The sequence below is a fragment of the Vibrio penaeicida genome (genome assembly GCF_019977755.1).
Taxonomy (GTDB): Bacteria; Pseudomonadota; Gammaproteobacteria; order Enterobacterales; family Vibrionaceae; genus Vibrio; species Vibrio penaeicida.
In genome coordinates, this window is sequence record NZ_AP025146.1 from 41,035 (window position 1) to 65,908 (window position 24,874).

At 41.7% G+C, this 24,874-nt stretch carries 26 protein-coding genes and 2 pseudogenes; 11 read left to right on the forward strand and 17 right to left on the reverse strand.

Translation table 11 applies throughout. The features are described from left to right. Positions 1 to 130 precede the first annotated feature (130 nt). A complete protein-coding gene (locus tag LDO37_RS29005) occupies positions 131 to 655 on the forward strand; it encodes a DUF6988 family protein (RefSeq protein ID WP_126605876.1) in 525 nt (174 codons plus the stop codon). Positions 656 to 762: 107 nt separating this feature from the next. On the opposite strand, the gene LDO37_RS29010 is transcribed toward LDO37_RS29005, so the two are convergent. The 6 genes from LDO37_RS29010 to LDO37_RS29035 form a co-directional block, all read right to left on the reverse strand. After that, on the reverse strand, positions 763 to 1,713 hold the full coding sequence (locus LDO37_RS29010) for a hypothetical protein (RefSeq protein ID WP_126605875.1): 951 nt from the start codon (positions 1,711 to 1,713) through the stop codon (positions 763 to 765). A 117-nt stretch (positions 1,714 to 1,830) separates the two neighbouring features. Further along, positions 1,831 to 2,208, reverse strand: coding sequence for a hypothetical protein (locus LDO37_RS29015; protein ID WP_126605874.1), 378 nt, complete (start codon positions 2,206 to 2,208; stop codon positions 1,831 to 1,833). A gap of 50 nt (positions 2,209 to 2,258) precedes the next feature. Next, a complete protein-coding gene (locus LDO37_RS29020) occupies positions 2,259 to 2,831 on the reverse strand; it encodes an HAD domain-containing protein (protein ID WP_126605873.1) in 573 nt (190 codons plus the stop codon). 40 nt (positions 2,832 to 2,871) lie between these two features. Beyond that, positions 2,872 to 3,342: a hypothetical protein gene (locus LDO37_RS29025; RefSeq protein WP_126605872.1), complete on the reverse strand. Its 471-nt coding sequence runs from the start codon at positions 3,340 to 3,342 to the stop codon at positions 2,872 to 2,874. Positions 3,343 to 3,352: 10 nt separating this feature from the next. Next, the gene (locus LDO37_RS29030) at positions 3,353 to 3,658 is read right to left on the reverse strand and encodes a hypothetical protein (RefSeq protein WP_126605871.1); all 306 of its coding nucleotides are present in this window, start codon (positions 3,656 to 3,658) and stop codon (positions 3,353 to 3,355) included. Between the two features lie 98 nt (positions 3,659 to 3,756). Beyond that, positions 3,757 to 5,385, reverse strand: a complete 1,629-nt coding sequence (locus tag LDO37_RS29035) for a methyl-accepting chemotaxis protein (protein ID WP_185829687.1) — start codon at positions 5,383 to 5,385, stop codon at positions 3,757 to 3,759. 641 nt (positions 5,386 to 6,026) lie between these two features. On the opposite strand from LDO37_RS29035, the gene LDO37_RS29040 reads away from it, so the two are divergent. Next, positions 6,027 to 6,263 (forward strand): hypothetical protein, encoded by a 237-nt coding sequence (locus LDO37_RS29040; RefSeq protein WP_126605869.1) that lies wholly within the window; start codon positions 6,027 to 6,029, stop codon positions 6,261 to 6,263. Positions 6,264 to 6,405: 142 nt separating this feature from the next. Here the strand turns inward: LDO37_RS29040 and LDO37_RS29045 are convergent, their stop codons facing one another. The 4 genes from LDO37_RS29045 to LDO37_RS29060 all read right to left on the reverse strand — a co-directional run bounded on the left by LDO37_RS29045 (position 6,406) and on the right by LDO37_RS29060 (position 11,098). Beyond that, a complete protein-coding gene (locus LDO37_RS29045) occupies positions 6,406 to 7,116 on the reverse strand; it encodes an RES domain-containing protein (protein WP_126605868.1) in 711 nt (236 codons plus the stop codon). Further along, positions 7,109 to 7,960 carry a hypothetical protein gene (locus tag LDO37_RS29050; RefSeq protein ID WP_126605867.1) on the reverse strand — a complete coding sequence of 284 codons (852 nt, stop codon included), beginning with the start codon at positions 7,958 to 7,960 and terminating at the stop codon, positions 7,109 to 7,111. The genes LDO37_RS29045 and LDO37_RS29050 overlap by 8 nt, the downstream gene beginning before the upstream one ends. Before the next feature lie 91 nt (positions 7,961 to 8,051). Beyond that, a complete protein-coding gene (locus LDO37_RS29055; protein WP_126605866.1) occupies positions 8,052 to 9,278 on the reverse strand; it encodes a site-specific DNA-methyltransferase in 1,227 nt (408 codons plus the stop codon). A 47-nt stretch (positions 9,279 to 9,325) separates the two neighbouring features. Further along, the gene (locus tag LDO37_RS29060; protein ID WP_126605865.1) at positions 9,326 to 11,098 is read right to left on the reverse strand and encodes a hypothetical protein; all 1,773 of its coding nucleotides are present in this window, start codon (positions 11,096 to 11,098) and stop codon (positions 9,326 to 9,328) included. 77 nt (positions 11,099 to 11,175) lie between these two features. Between LDO37_RS29060 and LDO37_RS29065 the strand changes: the two genes are divergently transcribed. The 5 genes from LDO37_RS29065 to LDO37_RS29085 all read left to right on the forward strand — a co-directional run bounded on the left by LDO37_RS29065 (position 11,176) and on the right by LDO37_RS29085 (position 16,115). Then, complete coding sequence (locus LDO37_RS29065; RefSeq protein ID WP_126605938.1) at positions 11,176 to 12,603, forward strand: trypsin-like serine protease; 1,428 nt, start codon at positions 11,176 to 11,178, stop codon at positions 12,601 to 12,603. Positions 12,604 to 12,622: 19 nt separating this feature from the next. Beyond that, positions 12,623 to 12,985: a hypothetical protein gene (locus tag LDO37_RS29070; RefSeq protein WP_126605864.1), complete on the forward strand. Its 363-nt coding sequence runs from the start codon at positions 12,623 to 12,625 to the stop codon at positions 12,983 to 12,985. Between the two features lie 124 nt (positions 12,986 to 13,109). Next, positions 13,110 to 13,661 (forward strand): hypothetical protein, encoded by a 552-nt coding sequence (locus LDO37_RS29075; RefSeq protein WP_126605863.1) that lies wholly within the window; start codon positions 13,110 to 13,112, stop codon positions 13,659 to 13,661. Between the two features lie 113 nt (positions 13,662 to 13,774). Beyond that, positions 13,775 to 14,644 (forward strand): hypothetical protein, encoded by an 870-nt coding sequence (locus LDO37_RS29080; RefSeq protein ID WP_126605862.1) that lies wholly within the window; start codon positions 13,775 to 13,777, stop codon positions 14,642 to 14,644. Between the two features lie 262 nt (positions 14,645 to 14,906). Next, positions 14,907 to 16,115, forward strand: coding sequence for an IS4-like element ISVsa5 family transposase (locus tag LDO37_RS29085; protein ID WP_006250222.1), 1,209 nt, complete (start codon positions 14,907 to 14,909; stop codon positions 16,113 to 16,115). Positions 16,116 to 16,145: 30 nt separating this feature from the next. Here LDO37_RS29085 and LDO37_RS29090 read toward each other — a convergent pair. Then, positions 16,146 to 16,541 (reverse strand): annotated as a pseudogene (locus tag LDO37_RS29090) (helix-turn-helix domain-containing protein); the annotation flags it as partial. Between the two features lie 87 nt (positions 16,542 to 16,628). On the opposite strand from LDO37_RS29090, the gene tetC reads away from it, so the two are divergent. Continuing rightward, positions 16,629 to 17,222, forward strand: coding sequence for a tetracyline resistance-associated transcriptional repressor TetC (gene tetC, locus LDO37_RS29095; protein ID WP_000428546.1), 594 nt, complete (start codon positions 16,629 to 16,631; stop codon positions 17,220 to 17,222). Positions 17,223 to 17,334: 112 nt separating this feature from the next. On the opposite strand, the gene tet(B) is transcribed toward tetC, so the two are convergent. Further along, positions 17,335 to 18,540: a tetracycline efflux MFS transporter Tet(B) gene (tet(B), locus tag LDO37_RS29100; RefSeq protein WP_010446567.1), complete on the reverse strand. Its 1,206-nt coding sequence runs from the start codon at positions 18,538 to 18,540 to the stop codon at positions 17,335 to 17,337. A gap of 81 nt (positions 18,541 to 18,621) precedes the next feature. On the opposite strand from tet(B), the gene tetR(B) reads away from it, so the two are divergent. Beyond that, positions 18,622 to 19,245 (forward strand): tetracycline resistance transcriptional repressor TetR(B), encoded by a 624-nt coding sequence (gene tetR(B), locus LDO37_RS29105; protein WP_000088605.1) that lies wholly within the window; start codon positions 18,622 to 18,624, stop codon positions 19,243 to 19,245. Here tetR(B) and LDO37_RS29110 read toward each other — a convergent pair. Genes LDO37_RS29110 through LDO37_RS29120 form a run of 3 tightly spaced genes read right to left on the reverse strand, consistent with a single transcriptional unit; the run spans position 19,223 to position 20,616 of the window. Further along, positions 19,223 to 19,909, reverse strand: a complete 687-nt coding sequence (locus tag LDO37_RS29110; protein ID WP_001284954.1) for an ArsR/SmtB family transcription factor — start codon at positions 19,907 to 19,909, stop codon at positions 19,223 to 19,225. The two genes, tetR(B) and LDO37_RS29110, sit on opposite strands and share 23 nt — an antisense overlap. Before the next feature lie 7 nt (positions 19,910 to 19,916). Continuing rightward, positions 19,917 to 20,303 carry a hypothetical protein gene (locus LDO37_RS29115; protein WP_000460651.1) on the reverse strand — a complete coding sequence of 129 codons (387 nt, stop codon included), beginning with the start codon at positions 20,301 to 20,303 and terminating at the stop codon, positions 19,917 to 19,919. Then, entirely contained in the window at positions 20,296 to 20,616 is a 321-nt protein-coding gene (locus LDO37_RS29120) for an antibiotic biosynthesis monooxygenase family protein (protein WP_000562370.1), read from the reverse strand. Before LDO37_RS29120 ends, LDO37_RS29115 begins: the two co-directional genes overlap by 8 nt. A gap of 443 nt (positions 20,617 to 21,059) precedes the next feature. Here LDO37_RS29120 and gltS point away from each other — a divergent pair, with 443 nt between their 5' ends. Further along, on the forward strand, positions 21,060 to 22,265 hold the full coding sequence (gene gltS, locus LDO37_RS29125; RefSeq protein WP_000599531.1) for a sodium/glutamate symporter: 1,206 nt from the start codon (positions 21,060 to 21,062) through the stop codon (positions 22,263 to 22,265). A 230-nt stretch (positions 22,266 to 22,495) separates the two neighbouring features. Then, positions 22,496 to 22,615, forward strand: a pseudogene (locus LDO37_RS29130) (LysR family transcriptional regulator); the annotation flags it as partial. 15 nt (positions 22,616 to 22,630) lie between these two features. On the opposite strand, the gene LDO37_RS29135 reads toward LDO37_RS29130, so the two are convergent. Then, on the reverse strand, positions 22,631 to 23,839 hold the full coding sequence (locus tag LDO37_RS29135) for an IS4-like element ISVsa5 family transposase (RefSeq protein ID WP_001352368.1): 1,209 nt from the start codon (positions 23,837 to 23,839) through the stop codon (positions 22,631 to 22,633). A 151-nt stretch (positions 23,840 to 23,990) separates the two neighbouring features. Next, on the reverse strand, positions 23,991 to 24,869 hold the full coding sequence (locus LDO37_RS29140) for a hypothetical protein (RefSeq protein ID WP_126606586.1): 879 nt from the start codon (positions 24,867 to 24,869) through the stop codon (positions 23,991 to 23,993). Positions 24,870 to 24,874: the final 5 nt, after the last annotated feature.

The window sequence follows — 24,874 nt, forward strand, 5'->3', positions numbered from 1 at the left end:
GCCCGTTACAAGAAAGGAGCATGCCATCGACATTTTACTCGCAAGATCAGCTGAATATGAGAAGTACGTTGATTATGTTCTAAGACAACCGCTCTACGATGGGTCTGATAGGGTTAGAGTAAGCAAGATAATGTGCAGCGTATCCTTGGAGCATGCTGAAAGTTTAAAGATTCTACTCGCTACACGAAATTTTACTTCTGCTCTAGGGCTCTTGAGGCTTCAGTTCGAGAGTCTAGTGCGTGGAATGTGGGTGTTGTATGCTGCTAGTGACATAGCAGTAAGCAAACTTACTGCAGAGTTAAATACAGAAAGTCAAAGACGGGCTAACAACTTGCCGATGTTGAGCGAAATGATTAGCCAGTTACAGAAGAAAGCTCCCAAAAATGCAATAGATCCCATTCTTGAGTTCAAAGAATACTCCTGGAAACCGCTTAGTTCCTACGTTCATGGAGGTCTACATGCCGTTAATAGGCATAGCAAAGGATATCCAGTTGCTATGCTAGAACAGGTTTTGAAAGCTTCTAATGGGGTAAACGGCTTGGTTGCTGTGTTTGGTTCTATTCTCACAGGGCAAACGACTTTAACTCGAGACGTTTATAAATCGTTTGATAAATATGCAGATTGCTTTCAGATGAAGGGGCCAATGGCTTTATAGCTTAAATGTCCCTTTCAGCTGGCGGTATAACCTGAATACTCAACAGCATAATTCTATCGATTTCTTAAAGATAAAGGGTAGCTCCATTGGCCACCCTTCCTTCTTATTTAGTTTGATACTCGCACCGTTCTTGGCGATATCCGTTGGTTTCTTGTGTGCATTTTGACCAGAATCCAACGACTACCAATAGGTTTGTCTTTGTGTTCACCACGGTAATATTTTGGATCGCTTAATTGCCTTAGAAAAGGCGCGACCACACAAGCCTTTTGTTGTTTGGATACACCCTCAATCGAAATCTTCTTGGGCGCATAATGGGTAAAATTCTTGCTTTTGGGTAGGTGGATCAGTTTGAGGCTATCAGGGAAGCCATACGAAAAATCGTCAGGCATTGCTTGTTCATAAATAGCTAAGGCAACAACGAGTTTTAGATACGTGAATTGCTGCACTCGTTCGAATTGAGTTAGATCGGCCGTCATTCCATTTGAATTTATATAGAAGGCTTTATCAAATTCATCAGCAGTCTTGGACTGGAGTAATAACGGTATGTTTTCAAACTCTAAACTCACACACAGTTCGGTCCCATCTTCTGCCCTAAACATGACCTTAATCATTTCTTCCCCTGCGTGGCGGAGTCCTTGTGCTTCGGCGCACAGTTCATCGTAGTAATCGCGGTCACCTACTGTGACCAAAAAGCCCTGTAATGAGGAGCTTTGGCCATCAACCTTTATGCCTTTAGGAAGTGCTACGGAAAAAGTGTTGTGCTCAAATGTCAAATGGCGGCGAGGATCGAGTTTTTTATAGTCGTATTGAAGTTTCAAAAGGTAATCGAAGTCGGCCTTCGAATTAATGAATAATGTCGGACAGCCGTTGCTGTGCAGTCGGCGAAAACAGAGCAAGCTAAGTAACCCATAGGTATCTTGTACAGCCGATAGGGTTTCAATCGTATCTTCAATCAATTGAGATTTAGTCTGAAACCCTAAATCTTTAAGCATGCGTTTGTCTTTTTTGCCCACTGGGGTAAACAGAGAGTCGTAAATCGAATGAAAGAGGTGATACATGGCTAGTTCCTTTGTGGTTCAACTATTGAACACTTTCCCACTTGAAGACCAGCCGACAAGTGGTTGAAATTCGATGTGTACAAGACAAGAGCGAATTTCAACCTGATTGCCGAGTTGTTAGAATGGAATAATGCTTTGCAAGGCAAAGAGCACTACATCGTTTTTGCACTGCTTAATCTTGGTGGGTTCGATGACTCTTCTTTGGTCAATATTTACCAAAACAATGTAATCGGCATGCTTTTCAATCGATTCAAAGTATTCCCCAAACTCTCGGTCTAATGCCTCCAAGAAACCGGTTGGAAACTGCTTTCGCTCATACTGGTAACGTACAAACTTCTGCCTGCCTTGGCCTTTCACGTTGCCGCAGACAATATCGGAAAAACTTGTTGCGTCATCAACGACTAGTGGTTGAGGTTGCGTAATCACTTTTGCAATCGAGGTAGTGGAGCAGAATAAGGCTGTAGCAGCCAATAAAATGGTAGGGAAATTTTTCATGAGGATCTCCATAGCGAACAGTTTGTGTAGACCAAAAGCGAAAAGGGAATTTATCGGGCGCGATGGTACCAACGGCTAAGTTGAGAAACTTCCCTCGAAGTTATTGCACTAGAGCGATCGGTAAAAATGACAGGTACTCCTCCAAAAAACTCGGTTCGGTCATCGTCCAGGCATACGAAATGCTCAATAGAATGACTTTCCACAAACGACAAAACTTCTTGTTCGCGAGTTCCAAGAATAGGAGTGAACCCAACAACAGAAGCCCAGACCTTTTTACCCAAACACCGGGCGAGAAACTCTTTTTCACAAGTGGTTCTCCATGTGCTTGAAATAACGATTTGAACCCCTTTGTGTTCCTCTAGGAACGCTTCAAGTATGGGTAGGTGGCTAAGTGACTCATCGAAGTTCTTATGGCAGACGCCATCTATATCGAGAAACAAAGTCGGGCTGCTTTTAGTCAGGGTGGGGAGCGCCAACTTGTATGCTGGCGTCTCTTTTTTGACAGGCAATACAGGATTCATGACTGCAGGGTTGTCACTAAGAGGCTGATTGTTGAATGGCAGGACAAACTTATTTAGCAACCATAGCGTAATGGCGACAATGCAAAATAAAACAATAAACATAGATTTCACCTGATTAATTAGGGTTGGATTTTTACAAACGTCAGATCAGCTGGTGGTAACTATCAGTTGCAGGTGATGGTTGGGCGGCTTCGCTTTGAGTGCCAGGAGCATTTTTCCTTTTGCTTTCGACTTGAACTTGAAAATTGGCGGCCCACTTATTGCCATTACATTTGACCGACTTAAAGAGCTTCTCGAAATAATAAGGGTGCTCAAGAACATCATGAGTTTCCATGATGGCCAACATCACGGTCGTGATATCGCCGTATTCAGCGTCATCGCCGATTAAGTCAGATTCCCAAAAATCAACGGACTCCTTAACGCCGCATTTCCCTGAATTGAGAGCTTCGAGGATCTTTTCACCAACAACGACAAAATCAGGACTGACACGGAGCAAGTCATACTTGAGGGCTTTGACTTTCAGCTCTTCGAGTGAAGGTGTGGCATCAGAAGCCAGTGAAGAAGCAGATAAAGTGAGAAAAAGCGCAATGAAAGGTATCGATAAGTTAGTCATAACCGCTCCTTTACAGCAAAGCTAAATCGGAAAATCGAGTCGACGTCACTTCGATCACTTTCTTTATTTCGCATGGATGGATTGAAGGTTCTTCTTCGGGGAAGTCTGGGTCGCCAAGGGTTACATTGAGAAGAGCATGCCTTTCACTCAGAGCGCTTGTTAGTAGCTTACGTTTGTCTCTTAAAATGACGAGGTAGCTTTTGTAGGTGACGTTCTTGAGTTGAACTCCGCAATCAGTACAGAAATTGGCATCGCCTGAGTGCTGGTGAATGCCGATTCGGCAGGTAATGTTGGCAGTAATACTGTTGAGTTTCATGGTAACAACCTCTTTTAGAGTGAGTACCACAAAAAGCGAAAACAGTTCTGGTTAAATATTGGGGAATGGAGCCCCACCGGAGTGGGGCCATCAGTGGATCAGATTTTAAACTGACGAACCAGTTTGTTTAGAGAAAGGCTCTGGGTTTCCATTTGCTGAAACCTGTCAGCGGCTTGAGATACAACTTGAACAATGGCGTTACTCGCATCGGCAATTGCTTGAACGTTTTGAGTGATCTCGTTACTCACTGTGGACTGCTCGGTTGCGGCATTGGCAATGATGTCTGTCTTTTCAGACATATCTTGGATAGCCGTTTCGATGGAGCTTAAACTATCGTTAGCTTGCGCGGCGCTGCCTATTGTGTGGTTAGAACTCGCAATGGATTGTTCCATGACATCTACGGCTTGCTTTGCACCGTTTTGCAGTCGTTCAATCATAGAGTGAATTTCACCGGTACTTTCCTGGGTTCTGCTGGCTAATGAACGTACCTCATCTGCGACAACAGCAAAGCCTCTGCCTTGCTCACCGGCTCGGGCTGCTTCGATGGCAGCATTGAGCGCCAATAAGTTTGTCTGCTCGGCAATACCACGGATTACTTCAAGTACAGAGCTTATCTTATCAACGTCGTTATTCAGCTGGTTGATCACATCCCCTGCAGTTTCCACGTCGTTAACTAAATTAGTGATCTCATTGATCGTATTTTTGATCGTGTGAGAAGTCGCTTCAACTTGATCATTGGCTTGATGGGCAGAGCTGGCCGTAATGTTGGCATTTTCGCAAACAGAGTGAGAAGCATGCTGCATTTCAGCGACCGCGGCGGCAACCGCTTGGCTATCCGCTTGCTGAATGGAAGTGGACGTTGAGATCTGAGCGGTGATTTTTTTGAGCTCATGCAATTCATCGTGAATCGACTGGCTAGTTTCAGTAACTTTGGCCACGGTGTTTTGAATTGTATGGACGAACGTATTAAAGGCAACAGAAATATCACCAAGTTCATCGTTTGAGTTTGATACAAGTCGTTGTGACAAATCACCATCACCACTGGCGATGTTTTGCAGGGCTACTTTCAATGCTGAAATTGGTTGAATGACTGTTTTGTTGTAAAGCATGAGGATCACTAATGTCAGTACGACAATGAGCGCGATGCTAAACTCTAGCGCACGTTCGCCGAACAAACGAGCGTCGGTGATTTCCATTTCCAGTTGAGAAATCTTCAGCTCGATTGCATCCCCAACCACATTCAGATCATCTCTGGCAATCGAAAACAGACGGAATGCCTCTAAGCGATTTTCATAAAAGGCATCAGCCCAATTAACTTCGTCAGATTGTTTGATCATTTCATAGTTGGACAACCATTGGTTGGTGGATTGAACCATGGTGTCGACATCATTCATGAAGTTAGTCGGCATAAATTCGGCTATGGCCGCGGCACTTTGTAGTCGCGGCGCCGCTCTAAATGCGTTGTCGTCATATTCAAATTTGTGCACTTCAAATTCTTGGCGAGAATCTGCGATTGTCATGCCCGACACCGCGTAACTGGCCTGGTACAAATCTCGGTACGCATCGTTCAAATTGACAGAGGCTTGGTTCGCGCTGCTCAGCTGCTGAGTCAGATCGTTTTGGAGCCAAGCGTATTTAATGTTGATTCCTGAACTGAACAGAAAAAGGGCGATGATTAAGAAGAGGGGGAGGCGTAGTTTGTTTTTGATGGTGATGTTCTTCATCATGGAAAGTCCTTGTTTCATATGCAGTTATGATACGATGTTTCATTAACATATGAGCAGGTTTGACTATACGTATGCGATCCAAGTCTCGCTTTTATGACGAATTATTTCACCTCAAAAAATAAATGCTTTCGAGCCCAATTGCGCGGGCAATTAGTCGATGGAATTAATGGCGAAATTGTCTTCATTTTTTCGCTTATTAGTGTGGTTTTCAGTAGAACCAAAGGATATTGAGTGCCGGTTTGGAAGATCACATAGAGCATGGGTTTTGTCGGATTTCGTAGGTTATTGGTCAAATCGAGCAAAACTGCATACATACCTACAAGGGTATGAGCAGTAATACGGGCGCTCCGCATCAACCTCCTGCAGAATCCCCGAGGAACGAGGGATACCCAACCTTAGGCGTGCGCTGCGGCCTGTTTTTTTCGGTTTTTTTTTATTTTTTTTGTTATTTGTCGCGGTGGTCTTCAGTGTGAACGTGAAACTTAAAGCGGGCGCGGATAGGGTATTAAAGCGTGTGACTATGGTATGTTTTTCGGTGTCTAGATTACCAGATAGAAATGTAGGTATGTATGCACTTTTGGTGATTTAGGGTTTCGCTAATAGGTATAACTACATTGGATATACGAAATAGGCAATTCACTATGAATGAAAGTAGGATCATCAGTTCAGTAATTTTCACCGCGACGCGAGCAGTAGCCGAAGGCGTGCAACCACCCATTCAAATTAAAATGAGTGCAACGAATATGACCGAGTTCGAGCGTGAGAAGAAGACCTTTGATGATGATGTGCTAGTCAACCTTGCTTTAGAACAGGTGGAAGTATCTGTGGATGAGAGCTGTCCTGACAATGAAATCTATGCTTGTGTTCCGATGCATTAATTGGACATTACTTATGGTTATGAGTGGACAGTATGAAAGCAAGTTTGCCAAATTTTTCTTTGCTGACATTAAGAGAGCCTAATCTAAAAGCGGAGGCAATTGCCCCCGCTTATCTATATAGATTCAATGCCCTAGCTAGAATTTACAGTTTCGCCGCTAAATCTTTATCGACGGATAAGGTTTGTTGGCTAACAGCTTGGTACAGGTAAGGCTTCCATGTCGGTATATCTTCCCAAGCATCGATCTCTAAGTGAATGGTTGCTTCACGTTGAGGGCCAAATAGCATGTATACAGGAACAATATTACCTTGTTGAACGCTATCCCAAACTAAGCCATCGACATCAGGGTAAGTCTCATATATTTGCTTCGCTAACGTCCTGGCATTATCCATACATCTCATTTGGGACTTATTGAACAAATCATCAAAAGTCATATCCCAAAACGATTCTAGACCACCTTTAAGATATGCAGAACGACAATCAGCCAGAGTCAAAGATTCCTCAAAAGAAATCGTAGCCACAGCTAAGTCATCGAACTCCTTCGCCGACAATGTTTTGTTAGCTCTAGTCGCTTGAGGTCTTAACACCGTTTCAAAATAAGCCGTTTCTTTCGTGGGTGCAATGTACAAAGCCGGCACAGCTTTTCCATTTGAGCGAAACGGAGAGAATCGGCCCTCAACGGTAGCGCCATTCTTAAAAGTCGCCCTAGTATCCGAGATGAAATCCACGTTAAGAAATGGGTTTGGATCAATTGCGGTATAATTGCGGTTACCTCTATCGTCAAACGACTTTCTTAATGCACGATAGAAATGACGCCCTGGCTCAATTGTTAATAAGGGCGGAGTATTATTCATTGTCTTGCCCTTCAGCAACAAAGTCCAAACTAGCTAACGTACTCTCAGACTTGAACAGACCTGCCAAGTAAAGTAGGTCACCTTCTAATTTTGGTTGACTTAATGCTTGAGCTGGCGTGCACTCCAAATCCTCATCAAAGGTTGTCAGCCATTTATATACGCCCCAATCATTTAGACCATCGAGCATGCGGCAAAGCTTTTCTACAGGTGGGTACACACCCAAATTAATCGGGTCGAACTGGAAAACCGGTATTTGGATATTACGAGAATTGCCAAAGTAAAAGCCAATTATCTTGTGCTCTTTTTTAAGCTTTCCAACCAACCTTGATGGGTTAGCTGCACCTAATTCACCAAACATTGTTGCAGCTTGCTTTGCTTGAATGAGAGGGTAATCTTTTGCTCTTGCCTCAATCTCGTTCAAGTCTTTCGCAATAAGATACTGTGTCTCATCAATATTAGAATGAGGCTTAATCGCTTCTTTAAAATCATCAAAGCTACTCTCAGCGTCTTTTTGAAGCAGGTTTAACATACGATCAAGTGAGCCGTGGTCTATGTACTGCTGCATTACACGCATAGCACCACTCATCATTTCGACATCGTTTCTACCCAGTCGTAATCTTTGATGGATTGCTTCAGAACCACCAATATAGGTGCGACCTTCCACTTTACTCATGGTTTTGCCGTCTATGATTACTGTTTTACCTTGTTCCACAAGCTTACGAGCTTCGGATTTGGATTTAGCGAGCACAGTGCCTTGAGTGTTTTCACTCTCAGATGCTTCTTCATCGAATGCCATTAGCTGACACTGAAGAATGTACTGCTCTGCTTCTTTTGAAATATGCATGATCACTTCCTACTTGCTGTATTAATGTAAATTCTAGCACACATATAACATAAATACAGACCTTGATTGTTTATCCACCAATTTCCATCTTTTAATGTAGAAAGGCAGGGTTGATAAACAGGTCGCCAGAATGATTACTGAACCGCTTAAAGGAGCCTTTTACATATTCAACAATTTTTTCGATTGCTAACCAGTTCCGTCCAGTTGATTCGCATGCTTGAGCGACAGCACCACTTCCATAATATGGGTCGATGACTAACCCCCCTACAGGACATAAAAACTGAACTAAGGTTTCACACAACTTATACGGCAGTACGGCAGGGTGACGGGGAAGCCCCATTTCGTCACAATATTTGTGTACCTTACGATTTTCAGCGCACGTATTCGCAAAATAGAAAGCGTTAGTCATTATCTTGCCTTTACTCAGATCTGTTCTGGAATAATCGCCAATCCGTTTATTGTGTTTTCCACTCGCGCTCTTCGCTGCGCGTTTCGTACCGCCCATTTGAACAAACTTTTTATGACTTTCTGTATGGCTGAGTCTGACTCGGCGATTATCACTCATAAGATGGTCAGCATCGTTGGTAAAGTGCAAAATCGTTTCGTATGAGTTTTTCAGCATCACAGGTCTTTTACTTGTCCAAGCAATTGGCCCTGGTGCTTTATTACTTATCCAGCTGTACTTATCCACCAGCTCTAATCCTACATCCGTCATCGCCAACGTAAGGCGCTCTACATGCGTAGTTCGAGCTGGACGATTGGGTTTAAAGCTATCAATCCCAATAACCAATGCAATACTGGCGCCTCTTGCTAATTTCGGCAGCAGTAAGCTGATTGTCTCCATGATAAAATCGACCCATCGCTGTTCATCGGTTGGACCACCGTAATCTAGCGAGCTCTGTAGACAATAGGGCGGTGATGTCAGACAAAGTTGAATTTCCCCGTCCAAATACTCGTTGTTTAGTACTGTTTTATTATCAGCACAAATAAGAAGCCCAAGCTCCGTTGATAAAGCGATAACCGCTTTGCTTTTTTCAACTGTGTGTAGCTCTGATTTGGCCTCTTCATCGAGTTTCCACACTCCCTTTCCGCAGTTTACGAGAAGTTTTTTATGCTTTAGCGATTGTTGAATCCATCTGATTTTACGTTTGAAAACATTACACTTTTGACTGCCAACCATCTCGTTGAATTTTGCAATGTCGACACCAAGACTTTTTTCAACGTACTGATACAGTTCGTTTTGCTTTAATTGGCCACCGCTATCTAGATAGGCTTGTTGAACAGTTTCGAACAATTCAAGCTGCTGTAATTTCTGCATGTTGGGGTTTTACCTTTACAATAAATGAACTTTAAAGGTACAAGTGACTACACATCCGACAATTGCTTGAGTATTAACCCAACCAACTCCTTAACTTTGACTCTGAAGTGCTTATGAACGGTAATCCCGCAATACCCACTAGCCTCAATAATCACTCCTGTCTTTGAACAACAAACCACGGTAAAGCCTTTTGAGAGCGGGTTGCCTTTCTCGGTAAACGTAAAGGCAAAGCACTCACCATTGATTAATGCATTTACCACCCGATCATTAACCAAATCATGACGCTGTACGTTTGAGACTTTCATCAATTCATTGAGATTCGTGAGGATATGGAGCTCCCAGCCGAAACTTTTGAATGTGTTCTGTTTGACATTAGCTATTTGTCTTTTAGAGATTTGAGGGTTGAACAATGTACTCGAGTTAAACTCCACACTAGGAAACTTTTCTAATAGATAGGGATGTAAGGTGTAAATCAATTTGGAGGTGTGTGACATAACCAGCTCACAAATCTCATTCACAATTTTCTCTTTAAGTATGTGATGTTCAATATCGGTAATCTCACATATTAGCTTTAAACAATCTCTGCATACTCGCGCGCGGAGGGCAGTTTGAGGTAAAAGCATTTCAATAATTGCCTTCAATACTGGGCCTAAAAGAACGGCTAGGTTCGCAAATTTCTCGCTTCCTATCGATAGCGCGAGAGGTAGGGCTTTGACATTTGCTAGCTCTTCAAACCAGACCTCATGATTTTTTGGAAATGCCTGCCTGATAGCTTGGATCTCATTAATACCCAAATATCGATCTTCCAAATCAGTGTTCATACCGGCTTTTAAAAACTGAATCTCGCTGGTGGATGGATTATCAATGATGGCATTGGCAAAATCTGAAGAGTTGTTCAGCAGCATTAAGTCGGCTAATGAATGTTCACTTTCGTGTAATTGAAGTAAGGACGAGTAGCTTTGCATCAATTCAGGTAAGTCGGTTAGGTCGGTTCTGTTTGATACGATTCTTAACGCAGTCTTTAATTGAGTAGGTGGAATAACTAGGGCGCTTTTAGCGCATTCCTCAATTAAGGTTATACACTCAAATATACTCAATTCGGGGCTGTTAAAGAGTAGCAACCATAACCGCATTTGTTCTTGAGCATTGGGTAATGGGTGCTCAAAAAGGGTTAGCGCAAGTTTCACATTAAGTGCTCTAGACTGAGTCAATCCAAATCGGATATCTCGCTTCATTTTTATCTCAAAGTCATTGTACTTTGATGAAGCATCTATCCTTGTGAGCGCCTCTATCCTGAAGCAGAGGTTATCACTTAAATTGAGGTGGTTATGCAAAGCCAAGGCATCCTGCAATGTCATTGAATCTTGACAACATTTCTCTAGCAGGCGTTCACTCGTATTGGCATGCTTTAGCAAATAGTAACGGCATTTGTTTAGGCCAATTTTATCTGCAACGACTTCTAACGACTCACTCGGTACGCTTTGGTTTTTAAGCAGTTGATTTAAGCTCATCGGATGGGTTAATGAGTTGGCCAACATACCCAAAACGGAAGGGTTCGTTCTTTCATCTTTGATCAGCTTATTAAGAAAAGTCGATTCGAGTCTGTCCTTTATTTCGGTGGAATTGTTGATGAGTACCAGTTCATTTACATAACTCAGTACACATGTGGGAACATCGTCACCTCGCGTGACCGCGAGTAACCAATCATTGCTACTAGCGGCAATCGATCTCAATACCTTTTCATAAGGTACTTCCTGAATCATTTCTTCAATTAATTTTTCTGTTTGATCTGGGTAATCATGGATTGAACGTTTGATCATGGTAGGTCCTCTTTTACTCCCTACTAGCGAAAAGCTTTTCGCTTGTATTGGTGCACCTAAGTAATAAGGAAACCAATATGAAATCGCTTAAACCCCTAATCACCATCGCTTGCATAGGTCTGGTGCCGATGATTTGTAGTGCTGCTGAGTATTCAGACCCAAAACCATTAGTTTCAAATGGGGCCGATACCCCTGCATCTGAATACAACGACTACTTGATACACTTCATCGCAAACGACACGAAATATTGTACTGGTCAATTTATTAGCCCTAAATTCATTCTCACAAACGCGCATTGTGTGGATATTCCTGATCCGTTTGGCGAGCCTAAACTTAGCATGGACATTACCGTTTTCGGCGGCATGAATAAATTCGACTATTCTCGTGTCGTTGCTCAAGGCACTGTGCCTGTCCACCGTCTAGTCCACCGCAATATGAATGTAATTGATGAGTATCTGGACTATTTTAACCCTATTGTTAATGCCTTCATTAGCCGATGGACTAACGAGCTCTATGGCGAACAATTCAATGGAAAGATGATTTTCGAAGGTCTTGCACCATCCCTATATGAAGGGGCTTCTGATTTAGCTCTCATTGAAATGAACACAGAAGTGCCGCTTACTTCTATTGCGTTACCACAACGCTCCTTAAAGCTAGAAGAGGGTATGAGTTTCGATGATTTCAAGCAGAGCAGCATGTTTGCCAATAAGTCTTGGATCATGCGTGGGTTTGGGTCATCGGGGTATGATGATGTTCCAGACCCTACTGTTCTACAGCAATTCAAACCAAATTTTGTGATTGATCCACATTTAGTAGAATGCACTTTTTATACTGAAGGTGACATCGGTTCGCGAATGTGCGACGGGGATATTCCCATGGTGAACGAAGGCTTTGGTGTTCGAATCACACCAAGAATAGAAGCCCTTTCATTGAACAATAAGGCTCCTGAAGTAGCTGCTCAACCAGGGGATTCAGGCAGTGGTGTTTATGAGTCTGGTACAGACAACTTATACTCTATAGCGACTCATCTATATGAGTCGATATCAGAAGATGGCCGCCTTCTTTGGGCAAATGGAATGGTGACCCTAGATCATGTCCTTTTTGAAATTGCGCGAGTCATCGATGACATTGTTGCTCCTACCGACGTCTACCTAGATTCGACGTCAGACACCTCAGTGACTTTTGCCATTCAAAACCACACGCTTGAACGAGTGACATTCGATGAAATGGTTGGGAACCTTGACCTGCTGACTGACTGCGGTTCTGCAGTTGAAGCAACAGAGTCTTGTCTGATTACAATCGACTTTTCCGATGAGATTGCTCATTCGCCTGGAGGGTTTACGCACACCATCAATTTCTCAAACACCTCATCAACCAAAATTCATGTCGGGCCACCAGCCGATGCAAAGTATTCTAGTGAAATATCAGGCGGTAGTACTGGGCCAATCGCGCTTTTAATGACTTTGCTTCTTGGCTTGCGTCGTAAGTCTTTATGGGGTCGTTAAAATGAAGCAGCTATCGAAAATGGAAGTCGTAATATACTGGTTACTGTTGGTGGCCTACGTATTACTGTTAAATGGGGTGGTAATTTTGGCTGAAACTCGTGCTGGTCAAATGCTCGAAGGAGCGTTGACTATCTTGATATTTCTGTCAGCGTTCTTTTCTGTCTGCCAAATTATTGGTGAGCATTCTTCTAGCTATCACTTCTTTAGACCGCGACAGGTTCCGGTCTCCATTGATCTAGTGCTCTTGCTAATTACGGGCTTTGTCGGTTGGCAATTGGACAATTTAATTGTGGTGTTTTCTTGCTTGATATCGGTTTTAACATTGAAAAAAATCGAAACGATCAGACAAACACTCCATCCAAACAATGACGACTCTGTATAACCAATTACCGCATAATTAAGGGGGTTATACCCCCTTTTTCAATTTGGCAATGATTCCCACACCCCGTTTTCCTCAAAAAGTATTTTCGCTTATATCAGTACCTACCACATACACAGGTATTAATATGAACTCTCTAGATCTACTAATGAGCGAGTTGGAAACCACATCCGAACGATCACTGAAATTGGGGTATTTCCACCCTGCATCAACCGAGTACATTGTAAAGTCTGCGGATCTTTCTTCAAATCCTAAGCTGTATCTCAAGTACATCGCGGCGATTGAGCAAGTGATCAAGATGCCTACTATTGGAATGCAAATGCTCATCAAAGCATACGTGAACTCTTCATCACCTCGAAACATTTCCATCCGTAACTACAACTCTGATATCAATGACTGCCCAATTTTGGATCGCTGCCCTGTATTCCACCTGAATTACGCATTGAAAGAGTTGCCAGGGCAAATGACTGCACCAAAAGAGCTTGTGGTTCTTACTCAGCACTTGGCATCGGAAAGGGGCCGTAAACTCTACTTTGAACGACTCAGGTTTCAAAACATTGATGAACGCAAGCCATTAACGGTCGAAGATCTTCGTTCATGGGTATTATTAAACCTCACCAATTATTCCGTGTACGAGTTTGCGCATGGCCAAAACGAACTCATGTTGTGTGTGGGGTAATCAGTGATGTACCTTTTACCCACTTGTCGGCGCTTAATTGGCACTCACAATGGAAGTAAGGCATTTGCCCAATTCCAATATGTTGTATTGACCGCAGCGAAGGAGATCATGTTGTGAGAGACAAACAAATCGCAATGAGTGAGAGTGAACTTGCTGAAATTGGTGGACGTTTTTTTGAATACTTAGGTTACAACCTTTACCCCGAAGTTGTTATTCCCAATTTTAATGGCCGTCCCGATTATATCGGCGTAAAAGGAAGCTTGGTGGCAGCATTCGAGTACAAAAAGTCATTGGGCTTCAATGTACTTGAGCAGCTCACTCGATGGCATAGTGAGTATGTACAGGCGCTAAACAGTGAGTATATGGATGAGTCGAAAAAAGGAATTCCACATTTGCTTATTGCAGTCACTCAAAAGCCGAATAGCCATAGTTCTCGTAGCCGACTTAAACAAGAAATCATCGATCAATATCGGTTAGGACATTTCGAGATATCTAAGCTCGCCAGTGCGTATTGCCATCGTAGAGACAGAGAAAACATACCTGATGGTCAAGTGTACTCATACTACGAATCGTCTTATAAACTTCACCAAGGCGGTTTCGAGTATGAGCTTCGCGAAATCACCGCGCCGCGGATCCAAACGGGCTCGAGAAGAACAGCACACAGAATTGCATTGCACCTCAATCCAGACATGAAAATTGGACAAGCTGGTACCAGTGGTGCTCAAGGTGGGTATATGACGCCTTTTCGCCGCACTATGTTAAAGGTTAAGAATGTTCTTGAACGGGGAGGAGACTGGCTTATGACGGATATTCTAGAAGTGGTGAACAATGAGCTTGGTGGACACCACTACTGCAGCGACACATCAGCACGAAGCGGTATTTCAAAGTTGATTGAAGAACTGGAAATTGGGACAAAAGTAAACGAGTATCCACCCAAATATCGCCTATTTAGTAGAACTTTAACTCCAAGGAAAGATACATGACTGTATTAACCATTGGCAACGTAGTTATAAGAAATGTTCAACATTATTGGGAAGTGGCAACATAGCACTTTGATTTGTTACTGCGAGCTCCATTGCTTAATTGATGAACCAAAAATAGCTCGCAGTACCGTAACCTAGCGGTACCATGCTCAGCACTGATGAATCCCCTAATGATTTTGGTAAAAATCATTAAGTTAAGGTGGATACACATCTTGTCATATGATCAAATGGTTTCGCGAAAAATCAATAATCAGACAACAAGATGTGCGAACTCGATATTTTACACGACTCTCTTTACCAATTCTGCCCCGAATTACACTTAAAACGACTCAACAGCTTAACGTTGGCTTGCCACGCATTACTTGACTGTAAAACTCTCACTCTTACCGAACTTGGCCGTAACCTGCCAACCAAAGCGAGAACAAAACATAACATCAAACGAATCGACCGATTGTTAGGTAATCGTCACCTCCACAAAGAGAGACTCGCTGTATACCGTTGGCATGCTAGCTTTATCTGTTCGGGCAATACGATGCCCATTGTACTTGTTGACTGGTCTGATATTCGTGAGCAAAAACGGCTTATGGTATTGCGAGCTTCAGTCGCACTACACGGTCGTTCTGTTACTCTTTATGAGAAAGCGTTCCCGCTTTCAGAGCAATGTTCAAAGAAAGCTCATGACCAATTTCTAGCCGACCTTGCGAGCATTCTACCGAGTAACACCACACCGCTCATTGTCAGTGATGCTGGCTTTAAAGTGCCATGGTATAAATCCGTTGAGAAGCTGGGTTGGTACTGGTTAAGTCGAGTAAGAGGAAAAGTACAATATGCAGACCTAGGAGCGGAAAACTGGAAACCTATCAGCAACTTACATGATATGTCATCTAGTCACTCAAAGACTTTAGGCTATAAGAGGCTGACTAAAAGCAATCCAATCTCATGCCAAATTCTATTGTATAAATCTCGCTCTAAAGGCCGAAAAAATCAGCGCTCGACACGGACTCATTGTCACCACCCGTCACCTAAAATCTACTCAGCGTCGGCAAAGGAGCCATGGATTCTAGCAACTAACTTACCTGTTGAAATTCGAACACCCAAACAACTTGTTAATATCTATTCGAAGCGAATGCAGATTGAAGAAACCTTCCGAGACTTGAAAAGTCCTGCCTACGGACTAGGCCTACGCCATAGCCGAACGAGCAGCTCAGAGCGTTTTGATATCATGCTGCTAATCGCCCTGATGCTTCAACTAACATGTTGGCTTGCGGGCGTTCATGCTCAGAAACAAGGTTGGGACAAGCACTTCCAGGCTAACACAGTCAGAAATCGAAACGTACTCTCAACAGTTCGCTTAGGCATGGAAGTTTTGCGGCATTCTGGCTACACAATAACAAGGGAAGACTTACTCGTGGCTGCAACCCTACTAGCTCAAAATTTATTCACACATGGTTACGCTTTGGGGAAATTATGAGGGGATCTCTCAGTGCATTGCCTCCAATTCCCATAATTTATTACGCCGATAATAACTTGGTGTAACCTTAAAAATGTACTTAAATCGACGTGTAAAAGATTGTTGGGAATCAAATTGATATTTTAATGCGATCTCAAGGATAGTTTTTTTCGTCAACCTCAACTCAACAGCCGCTTTCGTCAAACGACGAGCACGAATATAGCTAGCCAGTGTGACCCCTGTTACTTTTTTGAACAGCCGCTGAAAATACCACTTGGTATAACCCGCTTTATTCGCCACATCATCAAGCAGTAAAGACTGATCTAAATTATGTTCAATCCATAATAGAACATCTTTGATAACCGTTGTATGAAACTGCTTATCATCATATCTTAATTGGATGTTATTAGCTTTATTTTGATAGCGAGAATGCTGTTCAATATACATAAAATAACCTAAATGTTCTTAAGATTGTCACGACCACATCATCATGATACCATAAACATACTGACGGTATGTTATTTTAAATCTATCATGGAAAATAAAAATCATCAACAAGAAAATTTTAAGAGTACCTATCAATCACTGGTTAACTCAGCACGAATATTGTTTGTTGAAAAAGGCTATCAAGCTGTTTCAATAGATGAGATCTCGGGAAAAGCGTTGGTGACCAAAGGTGCCTTTTATCATCACTTTAAAAATAAAAAACAATTACTCAGTGCCTGTTATAAGCAGCAATTAATTATGATTGATGCCTACATCACAACAAAAACTGATTTAACAAATGGTTGGTCTGCCTTAGAAAGTATATTTGAACATTATCTTGATTATATTATTGATAATAATAAAAACCTTATCCCTATCCAAGAAGTGATGCCTATCATTGGTTGGAATGAACTTGAAAAAATTAGCCTTGAATACATTACTGGTAAGGTAAACGCCATTGTCAGCAAATTGATCCAAGAGAACCAACTTAAAGCTTATGATGATGATGTGCTTAAAAACTTACTCAATGGCTGGTTTATGCATATCGCAATACATGCGAAAAACCTAAAAGAGCTTGCCGATAAAAAAGGCCAATTTATTGCTATTTACCGCGGCTTTTTATTGAGCTTGAAAGATAAATAAAATAGATAGGTTTTATTTGAAGCTAAATCTTCTTTATCGTAAAAAATGCCCTCTTGGGTTATCAAGAGGGTCATTATATTTCGCGGAATAACATCATTTGGTGACGAAATAACTAAGCACTTGTCTCCTGTTTACTCCCCTGAGCTTGAGGGGTTAACATGAAGGTCATCGATAGCAGGATAATAATACAGTAAAACGCTAAACCAATAATCCAAATCCAGCCATCCCAAATTGGTAGTGAATGATTATAAATAACAGCAAACAGTAATGGGCCAATAACACCGGTTGCATTGTTAAGGCTCACCAATAATCCCTGTAAAGCACCTTGCTGATGACTCTTTGTTTGGATAGACATCACTCCCTGTAATGCAGGTAAAGCGATCCCACCACCAGCCAATAAAATTAAAACAGGGAAAACTAACCAACCTTCAGATATAAACGCTAAAAAGGCAAATGCACTACTATCTGCAATAAATCCGAGCAGTACTGCCGTTTTTTCGCCCCATTTAGTGGCTATTCTTCCTGCCACAAAGGCTTGGAATACTGAGTGTAAAAGACCAAGACCCGCTAATGAAAAGCCAACCATCATGCTATTCCATCCAAAACGATTTTCGGTAAATAGCACCCACACCGTTGCGGGAATTTGGCCTATCAATTGCGCTGAAAAATAAATAATCAACAAAATGGGCATCGTTTTAAATAAAGTGATGTATACCGAATTCGATTGCGTCTCAACCCCTACTTCGGTATCTGTATTATCACGTGTATTTTTGGTTTCACGGAACCAAAACATAACCACAAGGAAAGTGACAATATTTAGCAACGCAGCGATAAAAAAGGGACTATGCGGTGAAATCTCTCCTGCAAAACCACCAATAATAGGCCCCGCTATTAAACCAAGCCCAAAACTTGCCCCTAACCAACCGAACCACTTCACGCGTTGAGAAGCTGAGGTGGTATCGGCAATGACCGATGCCGCGACAGCCCCAGTAGCTCCTGTGATCCCTGAAAGCAAACGGCCTAAATACAGCATCCAAAGCGCACTTGAAAAAGCCAGCAATAAGTAATCCAGCGATGCGCCTATTAATGACAACAACAGCACTGGGCGCCGACCAAATCGGTCAGACATTTTTCCAAGCCAAGGAGCAAAGATAACCTGCATTAACGCATAAAGTGCAAGCAATACGCCAAAGTGGTTAGCGATATCTTCCGAAGCAATAAATTCACGTAATAACGTTGGCAAGACTGGCATGATAAGGCCAATCCCCATGGCATCGAGTAACGTAATTACCAATGCGATCTTTGTCGAACTATTCATTTCACTTTTCTCTATCACTGATAGGGAGTGGTAAAATAACTCTATCAATGATAGAGTGTCAACAAAAATTAGGAATTAATGATGTCTAGATTAGATAAAAGTAAAGTGATTAACAGCGCATTAGAGCTGCTTAATGAGGTCGGAATCGAAGGTTTAACAACCCGTAAACTCGCCCAGAAGCTAGGTGTAGAGCAGCCTACATTGTATTGGCATGTAAAAAATAAGCGGGCTTTGCTCGACGCCTTAGCCATTGAGATGTTAGATAGGCACCATACTCACTTTTGCCCTTTAGAAGGGGAAAGCTGGCAAGATTTTTTACGTAATAACGCTAAAAGTTTTAGATGTGCTTTACTAAGTCATCGCGATGGAGCAAAAGTACATTTAGGTACACGGCCTACAGAAAAACAGTATGAAACTCTCGAAAATCAATTAGCCTTTTTATGCCAACAAGGTTTTTCACTAGAGAATGCATTATATGCACTCAGCGCTGTGGGGCATTTTACTTTAGGTTGCGTATTGGAAGATCAAGAGCATCAAGTCGCTAAAGAAGAAAGGGAAACACCTACTACTGATAGTATGCCGCCATTATTACGACAAGCTATCGAATTATTTGATCACCAAGGTGCAGAGCCAGCCTTCTTATTCGGCCTTGAATTGATCATATGCGGATTAGAAAAACAACTTAAATGTGAAAGTGGGTCTTAAAAGCAGCATAACCTTTTTCCGTGATGGTAACTTCACGGTAACCAAGATGTCGAGTTAACCACCCTTTAGATTCATAAAGCGAAAATAATGCGGCTCCAACGTACCCACCTAAATGGAAACGGCGTTCACTCCAATCTAAACACGCACAACAGATTTTACGTGAATGTTTGGAAGGAACGTCAATTCCCATTTCATGAAAATATTGAATACCACTTAATGTGATCATTGAACCATTTTCAGTGATCCATTGCTGTTGACAAAGGGAATCATAGATCTTAACGGCAACTTCGCCAGCTAAATGATCATAGCAAGTACGTGCTTTTCGTAAATGCACTGGCGTGGAAACTTTGGCATGTACGCCATGGTTTAAGGAGATCCCCATCATACTTTCCATCAATTCAGCAATATCTTTTCCTGCTAGCCGAAAATAACGATGCTTGCCTTGAGCTACTACTGTGATTAGCTGGCAATCTAATAATTTAGATAAATGACTGCTCGCCGTTGAAGCTGATATATTCGCCACAGAACTTAGCTCAGTGGCCGTCCAAGCTCGCCCATCCATCAAAGCACTGAGTATTTTAACTCGTGAAATGTCAGACATAGCCGCCCCTATCGCGGCTATTGAGGACTCAAAGGTAACCTCTTTTCGTATTAAATTAGCCATCGCAAGTTCACTTTATTGCCCAAGGGAGCGTAACAGATGCAGCCATACTATCATTGTCCGTTATTAATATCAGTTGGTTAGCATGGTCACTGTATTGCACTAAAATATTAATGTTATTCTCCGCCAATACTCGTGCTATTTCGCCAAGTTCCCCCGGTTTTTCCTGTTTTAACTTACGAATTAATGGTGTCCGGATCGCAAGTACTAACAGTCCAGCTTGCTCTAGCGCTATTTTAGCTTCCTTTCCTTGTTCAACAAGAAAATGAGCATGGCATTCATCACCAACCGTAAATATCCCTCCCCCTTCCAATCCAATACCTTTATTACCTAATGTTTTTCCTAGTAATGCTAATTGTCCTATTTGATTATCTAAAACAACGTGAACATCAAACATTATCCTTGTCCTTTTTAAATGAATATTCGCGAGTAATATGAGCAATACTAATTTTGTAAAAATCAAATATTGACTCTCGCCCTTCTTGTTGAGCTTTCGCATGTAAAACATGATTTTTCCATTGCAGAACTGCGTATTCGTTTTCCCACCAAGATAGCGATAACATTTTTCCTTCTGTAGCTAGACTTTGAAAACGTTCAATTGAAATAAAACCAGCTACATGACTTAATAGTGGTCTTAACTCCTCAGCTAAAGTCAAATAGCGAGTTTGTTGGTCGGGTTGTATTTGCACCTCAAATATTACAGCAATCATATTTTTCTCCGTTATTAATCAACAAACAGAGTAATCCACCCGAAAATTAACACTTCGATAAGCAACGAAATATAGAAAGGTCATGCTGCTGTTTTATGTTGTATATCACACTTCTTTAAATTGCTCGGCCTGCGCTTATCATGTTCTCCTTCTCTTATAATTTTGTTTATTATTTATACTTTTTTATTTTTTGCTATCACCGAAAATAGTGCGGATCCCGCATGGTATTTAGGTTTACCCATCATTAAATACCATTGTTGTTATTTTAATCTTTTTAATATTTCATGATTAAGATCACACTAAAATTATGACCCTATTAACTAAAAGTTATGGATACCCTAATAAAACTCATTGTTAAAGATTAGTTAACCAAAGTAACTTCATTTTTCACTATTGTTAAATTGTTATAGTGAAAATTCTGGTAAACTAATAGAGGTAAAAAAATGATCCTAGATGCCAGTTATACATTATTAGTCGCATGTATCGCGCTACTCATAGGAATGTTTGTCGTAAAATTTACCCCGTTCCTACAAAAAAACCACATACCAGAAGCCGTCGTTGGTGGCTTTATTGTTGCAATTGTTCTGTTAATTATTGATAAAACATCAGGTTATTCGTTTACTTTTGATGCTTCATTGCAAAGTTTATTAATGCTCACATTCTTTTCCTCTATCGGGCTAAGTTCTGACTTTTCTCGACTGATTAAAGGAGGAAAGCCGTTAGTTCTATTAACTATTGCAGTAACGATCCTAATCGCCATTCAAAATACTGTCGGCATGAGTATGGCTGTCATGATGAATGAAAGTCCATTTATTGGCTTAATTGCAGGTTCAATTACTCTAACAGGTGGTCATGGTAATGCCGGAGCATGGGGCCCTATTCTCGCTGATAAATATGGTGTAACAGGCGCCGTTGAATTAGCGATGGCTTGTGCAACACTTGGATTAGTGTTGGGTGGTTTAGTTGGCGGCCCTGTTGCCCGTCATCTTTTGAAAAAGGTCTCTATTCCTAAAACAACCGAGCAAGAGCGCGACACTATCGTTGAAGCTTTTGAGCAACCAAGCGTCAAAAGAAAAATCAATGCAAATAACGTTATTGAAACCATTTCAATGCTGATTATCTGTATTGTTGTTGGTGGCTATATCAGTGCATTGTTTAAAGATACTTTTCTGCAACTGCCTACTTTTGTCTGGTGTTTATTTGTCGGTATTATTATCCGTAATACACTGACTCATGTATTTAAACACGAAGTGTTTGAGCCGACCGTCGATGTATTAGGTAGCGTTGCTTTATCGCTTTTCTTGGCAATGGCGTTAATGTCATTAAAATTTGGTCAATTGGCAAGCATGGCAGGGCCAGTATTAATTATCATTGCTGTACAAACTGTTGTCATGGTGCTATTTGCCTGCTTTATCACCTTCAAAATGATGGGCAAAGATTATGATGCTGTCGTGATCAGCGCGGGTCACTGTGGCTTTGGTATGGGAGCAACACCAACAGCAATTGCGAATATGCAAACAGTCACAAAAGCATTTGGACCATCACATAAAGCTTTCCTTGTCGTTCCTATGGTCGGTGCCTTTATTGTTGATATTTCAAACAGTATCTTAATTAAAATATTTATTGAAATTGGTACATACTTTACCTAATAGCTACACACTACTCGGCGTACTTCTCCTAACAATTTATTATAGGGCAGTATGCCGAGCCGCTTTCTTACCCCGTATATTCCCCTAGTCAATCTATTTAGCTTGCACGTTTACGAATTAATTCTCGTGACAACTAAACCAAAATTTGAATTATGACGAGTATATCTGATTATTTATACTTTATTCGTTAGAATAGTCCGTAGAAATAAATAATCAGTAGGCTACATGGAATGAAATTAAGACATCTCGATATCTTTTATGCTGTAATGACTTGTGGTTCCTTAACGCGTGCGGCTGAAGTTTTACATATTTCTCAACCCGCGGCGAGTAAAGCACTCAAACATGCTGAGCACTGAGAGATCCCCTCATAATTTCCCCAAAACGTAACCATGTGTGAATAGATTTTGAGTAAGCAGGGTTGCAGCCACGAGTGAGTCTTCCCTTGTTATTGTGTAGCCAGAATGCCGCAAAACTTCCATGCCTAAGCGAACTGTTGAGAGTACGTTTCGATTTCTGACTGTGTTAGCCTGGAAGTGCTTGTCCCAACCTTGTTTCTGAGCATGAACGCCCGCAAGCCAACATGTTAGTTGAAGCATCAGGGCGATTAGCAGCATGATATCAAAACGCTCTGAGCTGCTCGTTCGGCTATGGCGTAGGCCTAGTCCGTAGGCAGGACTTTTCAAGTCTCGGAAGGTTTCTTCAATCTGCATTCGCTTCGAATAGATATTAACAAGTTGTTTGGGTGTTCGAATTTCAACAGGTAAGTTAGTTGCTAGAATCCATGGCTCCTTTGCCGACGCTGAGTAGATTTTAGGTGACGGGTGGTGACAATGAGTCCGTGTCGAGCGCTGATTTTTTCGGCCTTTAGAGCGAGATTTATACAATAGAATTTGGCATGAGATTGGATTGCTTTTAGTCAGCCTCTTATAGCCTAAAGTCTTTGAGTGACTAGATGACATATCATGTAAGTTGCTGATAGGTTTCCAGTTTTCCGCTCCTAGGTCTGCATATTGTACTTTTCCTCTTACTCGACTTAACCAGTACCAACCCAGCTTCTCAACGGATTTATACCATGGCACTTTAAAGCCAGCATCACTGACAATGAGCGGTGTGGTGTTACTCGGTAGAATGCTCGCAAGGTCGGCTAGAAATTGGTCATGAGCTTTCTTTGAACATTGCTCTGAAAGCGGGAACGCTTTCTCATAAAGAGTAACAGAACGACCGTGTAGTGCGACTGAAGCTCGCAATACCATAAGCCGTTTTTGCTCACGGATATCAGACCAGTCAACAAGTACAATGGGCATCGTATTGCCCGAACAGATAAAGCTAGCATGCCAACGGTATACAGCGAGTCGCTCTTTGTGGAGGTGACGATTACCTAACAATCGGTCGATTCGTTTGATGTTATGTTTTGTTCTCGCTTTGGTTGGCAGGTTACGGCCAAGTTCGGTAAGAGTGAGAGTTTTACAGTCAAGTAAGGCGTGGCAAGCCAACGTTAAGCTGTTGAGTCGTTTTAAGTGTAATTCGGGGCAGAATTGGTAAAGAGAGTCGTGTAAAATATCGAGTTCGCACATTTTGTTGTCTGATTATTGATTTTTGGCGAAACCATTTGATCATATGACAAGATGTGTATCTACCTTAACTTAATGATTTTGATAAAAATCATTAGGGGATTCATCAGTGCTCAGCATAGTTTCTTCAACTACCAACAGTAGACCTGATTAGTTAAAATATCTCGATAAAAGGCGCATTCGAAAAGGCTTGTTTTACTGATTCATATATAAGATCTTCTTTATCTATCCTCGCTTCGATTTCGTCGAATTCTTCAGATATATGTTCCATTAACCATTGCTTTGTAACTGCCCAATTCATCAAAATCTGGCTTGGGGCATTGAGTGTCTGACTAACCCACTCGGCATTAAGTGAATCGATAGGAATTTCTTGCCAGTGTTCAACACGCCGTATATAAGTATCTCCGTCACAATTTTGGTTACTTTTAATACCAATAATTTCACCATCGTCATACCACTGTTGCGATTGTTCAGTAGTCATTTCTACTTGATTTTCCCACCTAAAACTTTCATCAATATCTGTTGCCTGACAAATTTCAATGTAATGGTATAACCTCGTATCTGAAACGAAATTTGCTAGTGGACGTAAAGCTCTTATTAAGTGATTTATTTCAGGTTCCCCTTCCTGATTAGCAACCGTAGTGTAAGCGCTAGTGAGGCAATTAGACTCGTTTTGGAGTTCTTTCATTTTTGGCGTCACATAATCGGTGTCAGTAAACCAAGTGTTGAGTAACTTCTTTTTTTGCGGATCGTACAAAATCGCGCCACAGAGACTATTTTGATCAGAAAAATGTCCAACTATTTCCTCCTTTGGCGGGAGCTCCGGTTGTGTGCCTGTTATTTTTCCTACCGACTCTACGGCCTTGCAGTAAGTTTGAATTGGATATTTAGCTAAAAATATAAGTGAACCTTCCATGAGGCGCTTTAATGCTGGAATGTGTTCTATCAGAGCGATGCTTAAAACTTTAGCTTTAGTAAGTTTTGAACCATCGAATTTTAACTCTTTAATGGTTACTGCACTTGTCGAAATCACTATTA

Coding starts and splice junctions, on each gene's coding strand:
- LDO37_RS29065 (WP_126605938.1), top strand. CDS start 11,176: ATGAAATCGCTTAAACCCCTAATCACCATCGCTTGCATAGGTCTGGTG.
- LDO37_RS29115 (WP_000460651.1), bottom strand. CDS start 20,303: ATGTTTGATGTTCACGTTGTTTTAGATAATCAAATAGGACAATTAGCA.
- LDO37_RS29120 (WP_000562370.1), bottom strand. CDS start 20,616: ATGATTGCTGTAATATTTGAGGTGCAAATACAACCCGACCAACAAACT.
- LDO37_RS29035 (WP_185829687.1), bottom strand. CDS start 5,385: ATGATGAAGAACATCACCATCAAAAACAAACTACGCCTCCCCCTCTTC.
- LDO37_RS29075 (WP_126605863.1), top strand. CDS start 13,110: ATGAACTCTCTAGATCTACTAATGAGCGAGTTGGAAACCACATCCGAA.
- LDO37_RS29060 (WP_126605865.1), bottom strand. CDS start 11,098: ATGATCAAACGTTCAATCCATGATTACCCAGATCAAACAGAAAAATTA.
- LDO37_RS29045 (WP_126605868.1), bottom strand. CDS start 7,116: ATGAATAATACTCCGCCCTTATTAACAATTGAGCCAGGGCGTCATTTC.
- LDO37_RS29110 (WP_001284954.1), bottom strand. CDS start 19,909: ATGGCTAATTTAATACGAAAAGAGGTTACCTTTGAGTCCTCAATAGCC.
- LDO37_RS29030 (WP_126605871.1), bottom strand. CDS start 3,658: ATGAAACTCAACAGTATTACTGCCAACATTACCTGCCGAATCGGCATT.
- LDO37_RS29025 (WP_126605872.1), bottom strand. CDS start 3,342: ATGACTAACTTATCGATACCTTTCATTGCGCTTTTTCTCACTTTATCT.
- LDO37_RS29055 (WP_126605866.1), bottom strand. CDS start 9,278: ATGCAGAAATTACAGCAGCTTGAATTGTTCGAAACTGTTCAACAAGCC.
- LDO37_RS29020 (WP_126605873.1), bottom strand. CDS start 2,831: ATGTTTATTGTTTTATTTTGCATTGTCGCCATTACGCTATGGTTGCTA.
- gltS (WP_000599531.1), top strand. CDS start 21,060: ATGATCCTAGATGCCAGTTATACATTATTAGTCGCATGTATCGCGCTA.
- LDO37_RS29050 (WP_126605867.1), bottom strand. CDS start 7,960: ATGCATATTTCAAAAGAAGCAGAGCAGTACATTCTTCAGTGTCAGCTA.
- LDO37_RS29010 (WP_126605875.1), bottom strand. CDS start 1,713: ATGTATCACCTCTTTCATTCGATTTACGACTCTCTGTTTACCCCAGTG.
- LDO37_RS29015 (WP_126605874.1), bottom strand. CDS start 2,208: ATGAAAAATTTCCCTACCATTTTATTGGCTGCTACAGCCTTATTCTGC.
- tetC (WP_000428546.1), top strand. CDS start 16,629: ATGGAAAATAAAAATCATCAACAAGAAAATTTTAAGAGTACCTATCAA.
- LDO37_RS29085 (WP_006250222.1), top strand. CDS start 14,907: ATGTGCGAACTCGATATTTTACACGACTCTCTTTACCAATTCTGCCCC.
- LDO37_RS29040 (WP_126605869.1), top strand. CDS start 6,027: ATGAATGAAAGTAGGATCATCAGTTCAGTAATTTTCACCGCGACGCGA.
- LDO37_RS29070 (WP_126605864.1), top strand. CDS start 12,623: ATGGAAGTCGTAATATACTGGTTACTGTTGGTGGCCTACGTATTACTG.
- LDO37_RS29005 (WP_126605876.1), top strand. CDS start 131: ATGTGCAGCGTATCCTTGGAGCATGCTGAAAGTTTAAAGATTCTACTC.
- LDO37_RS29135 (WP_001352368.1), bottom strand. CDS start 23,839: ATGTGCGAACTCGATATTTTACACGACTCTCTTTACCAATTCTGCCCC.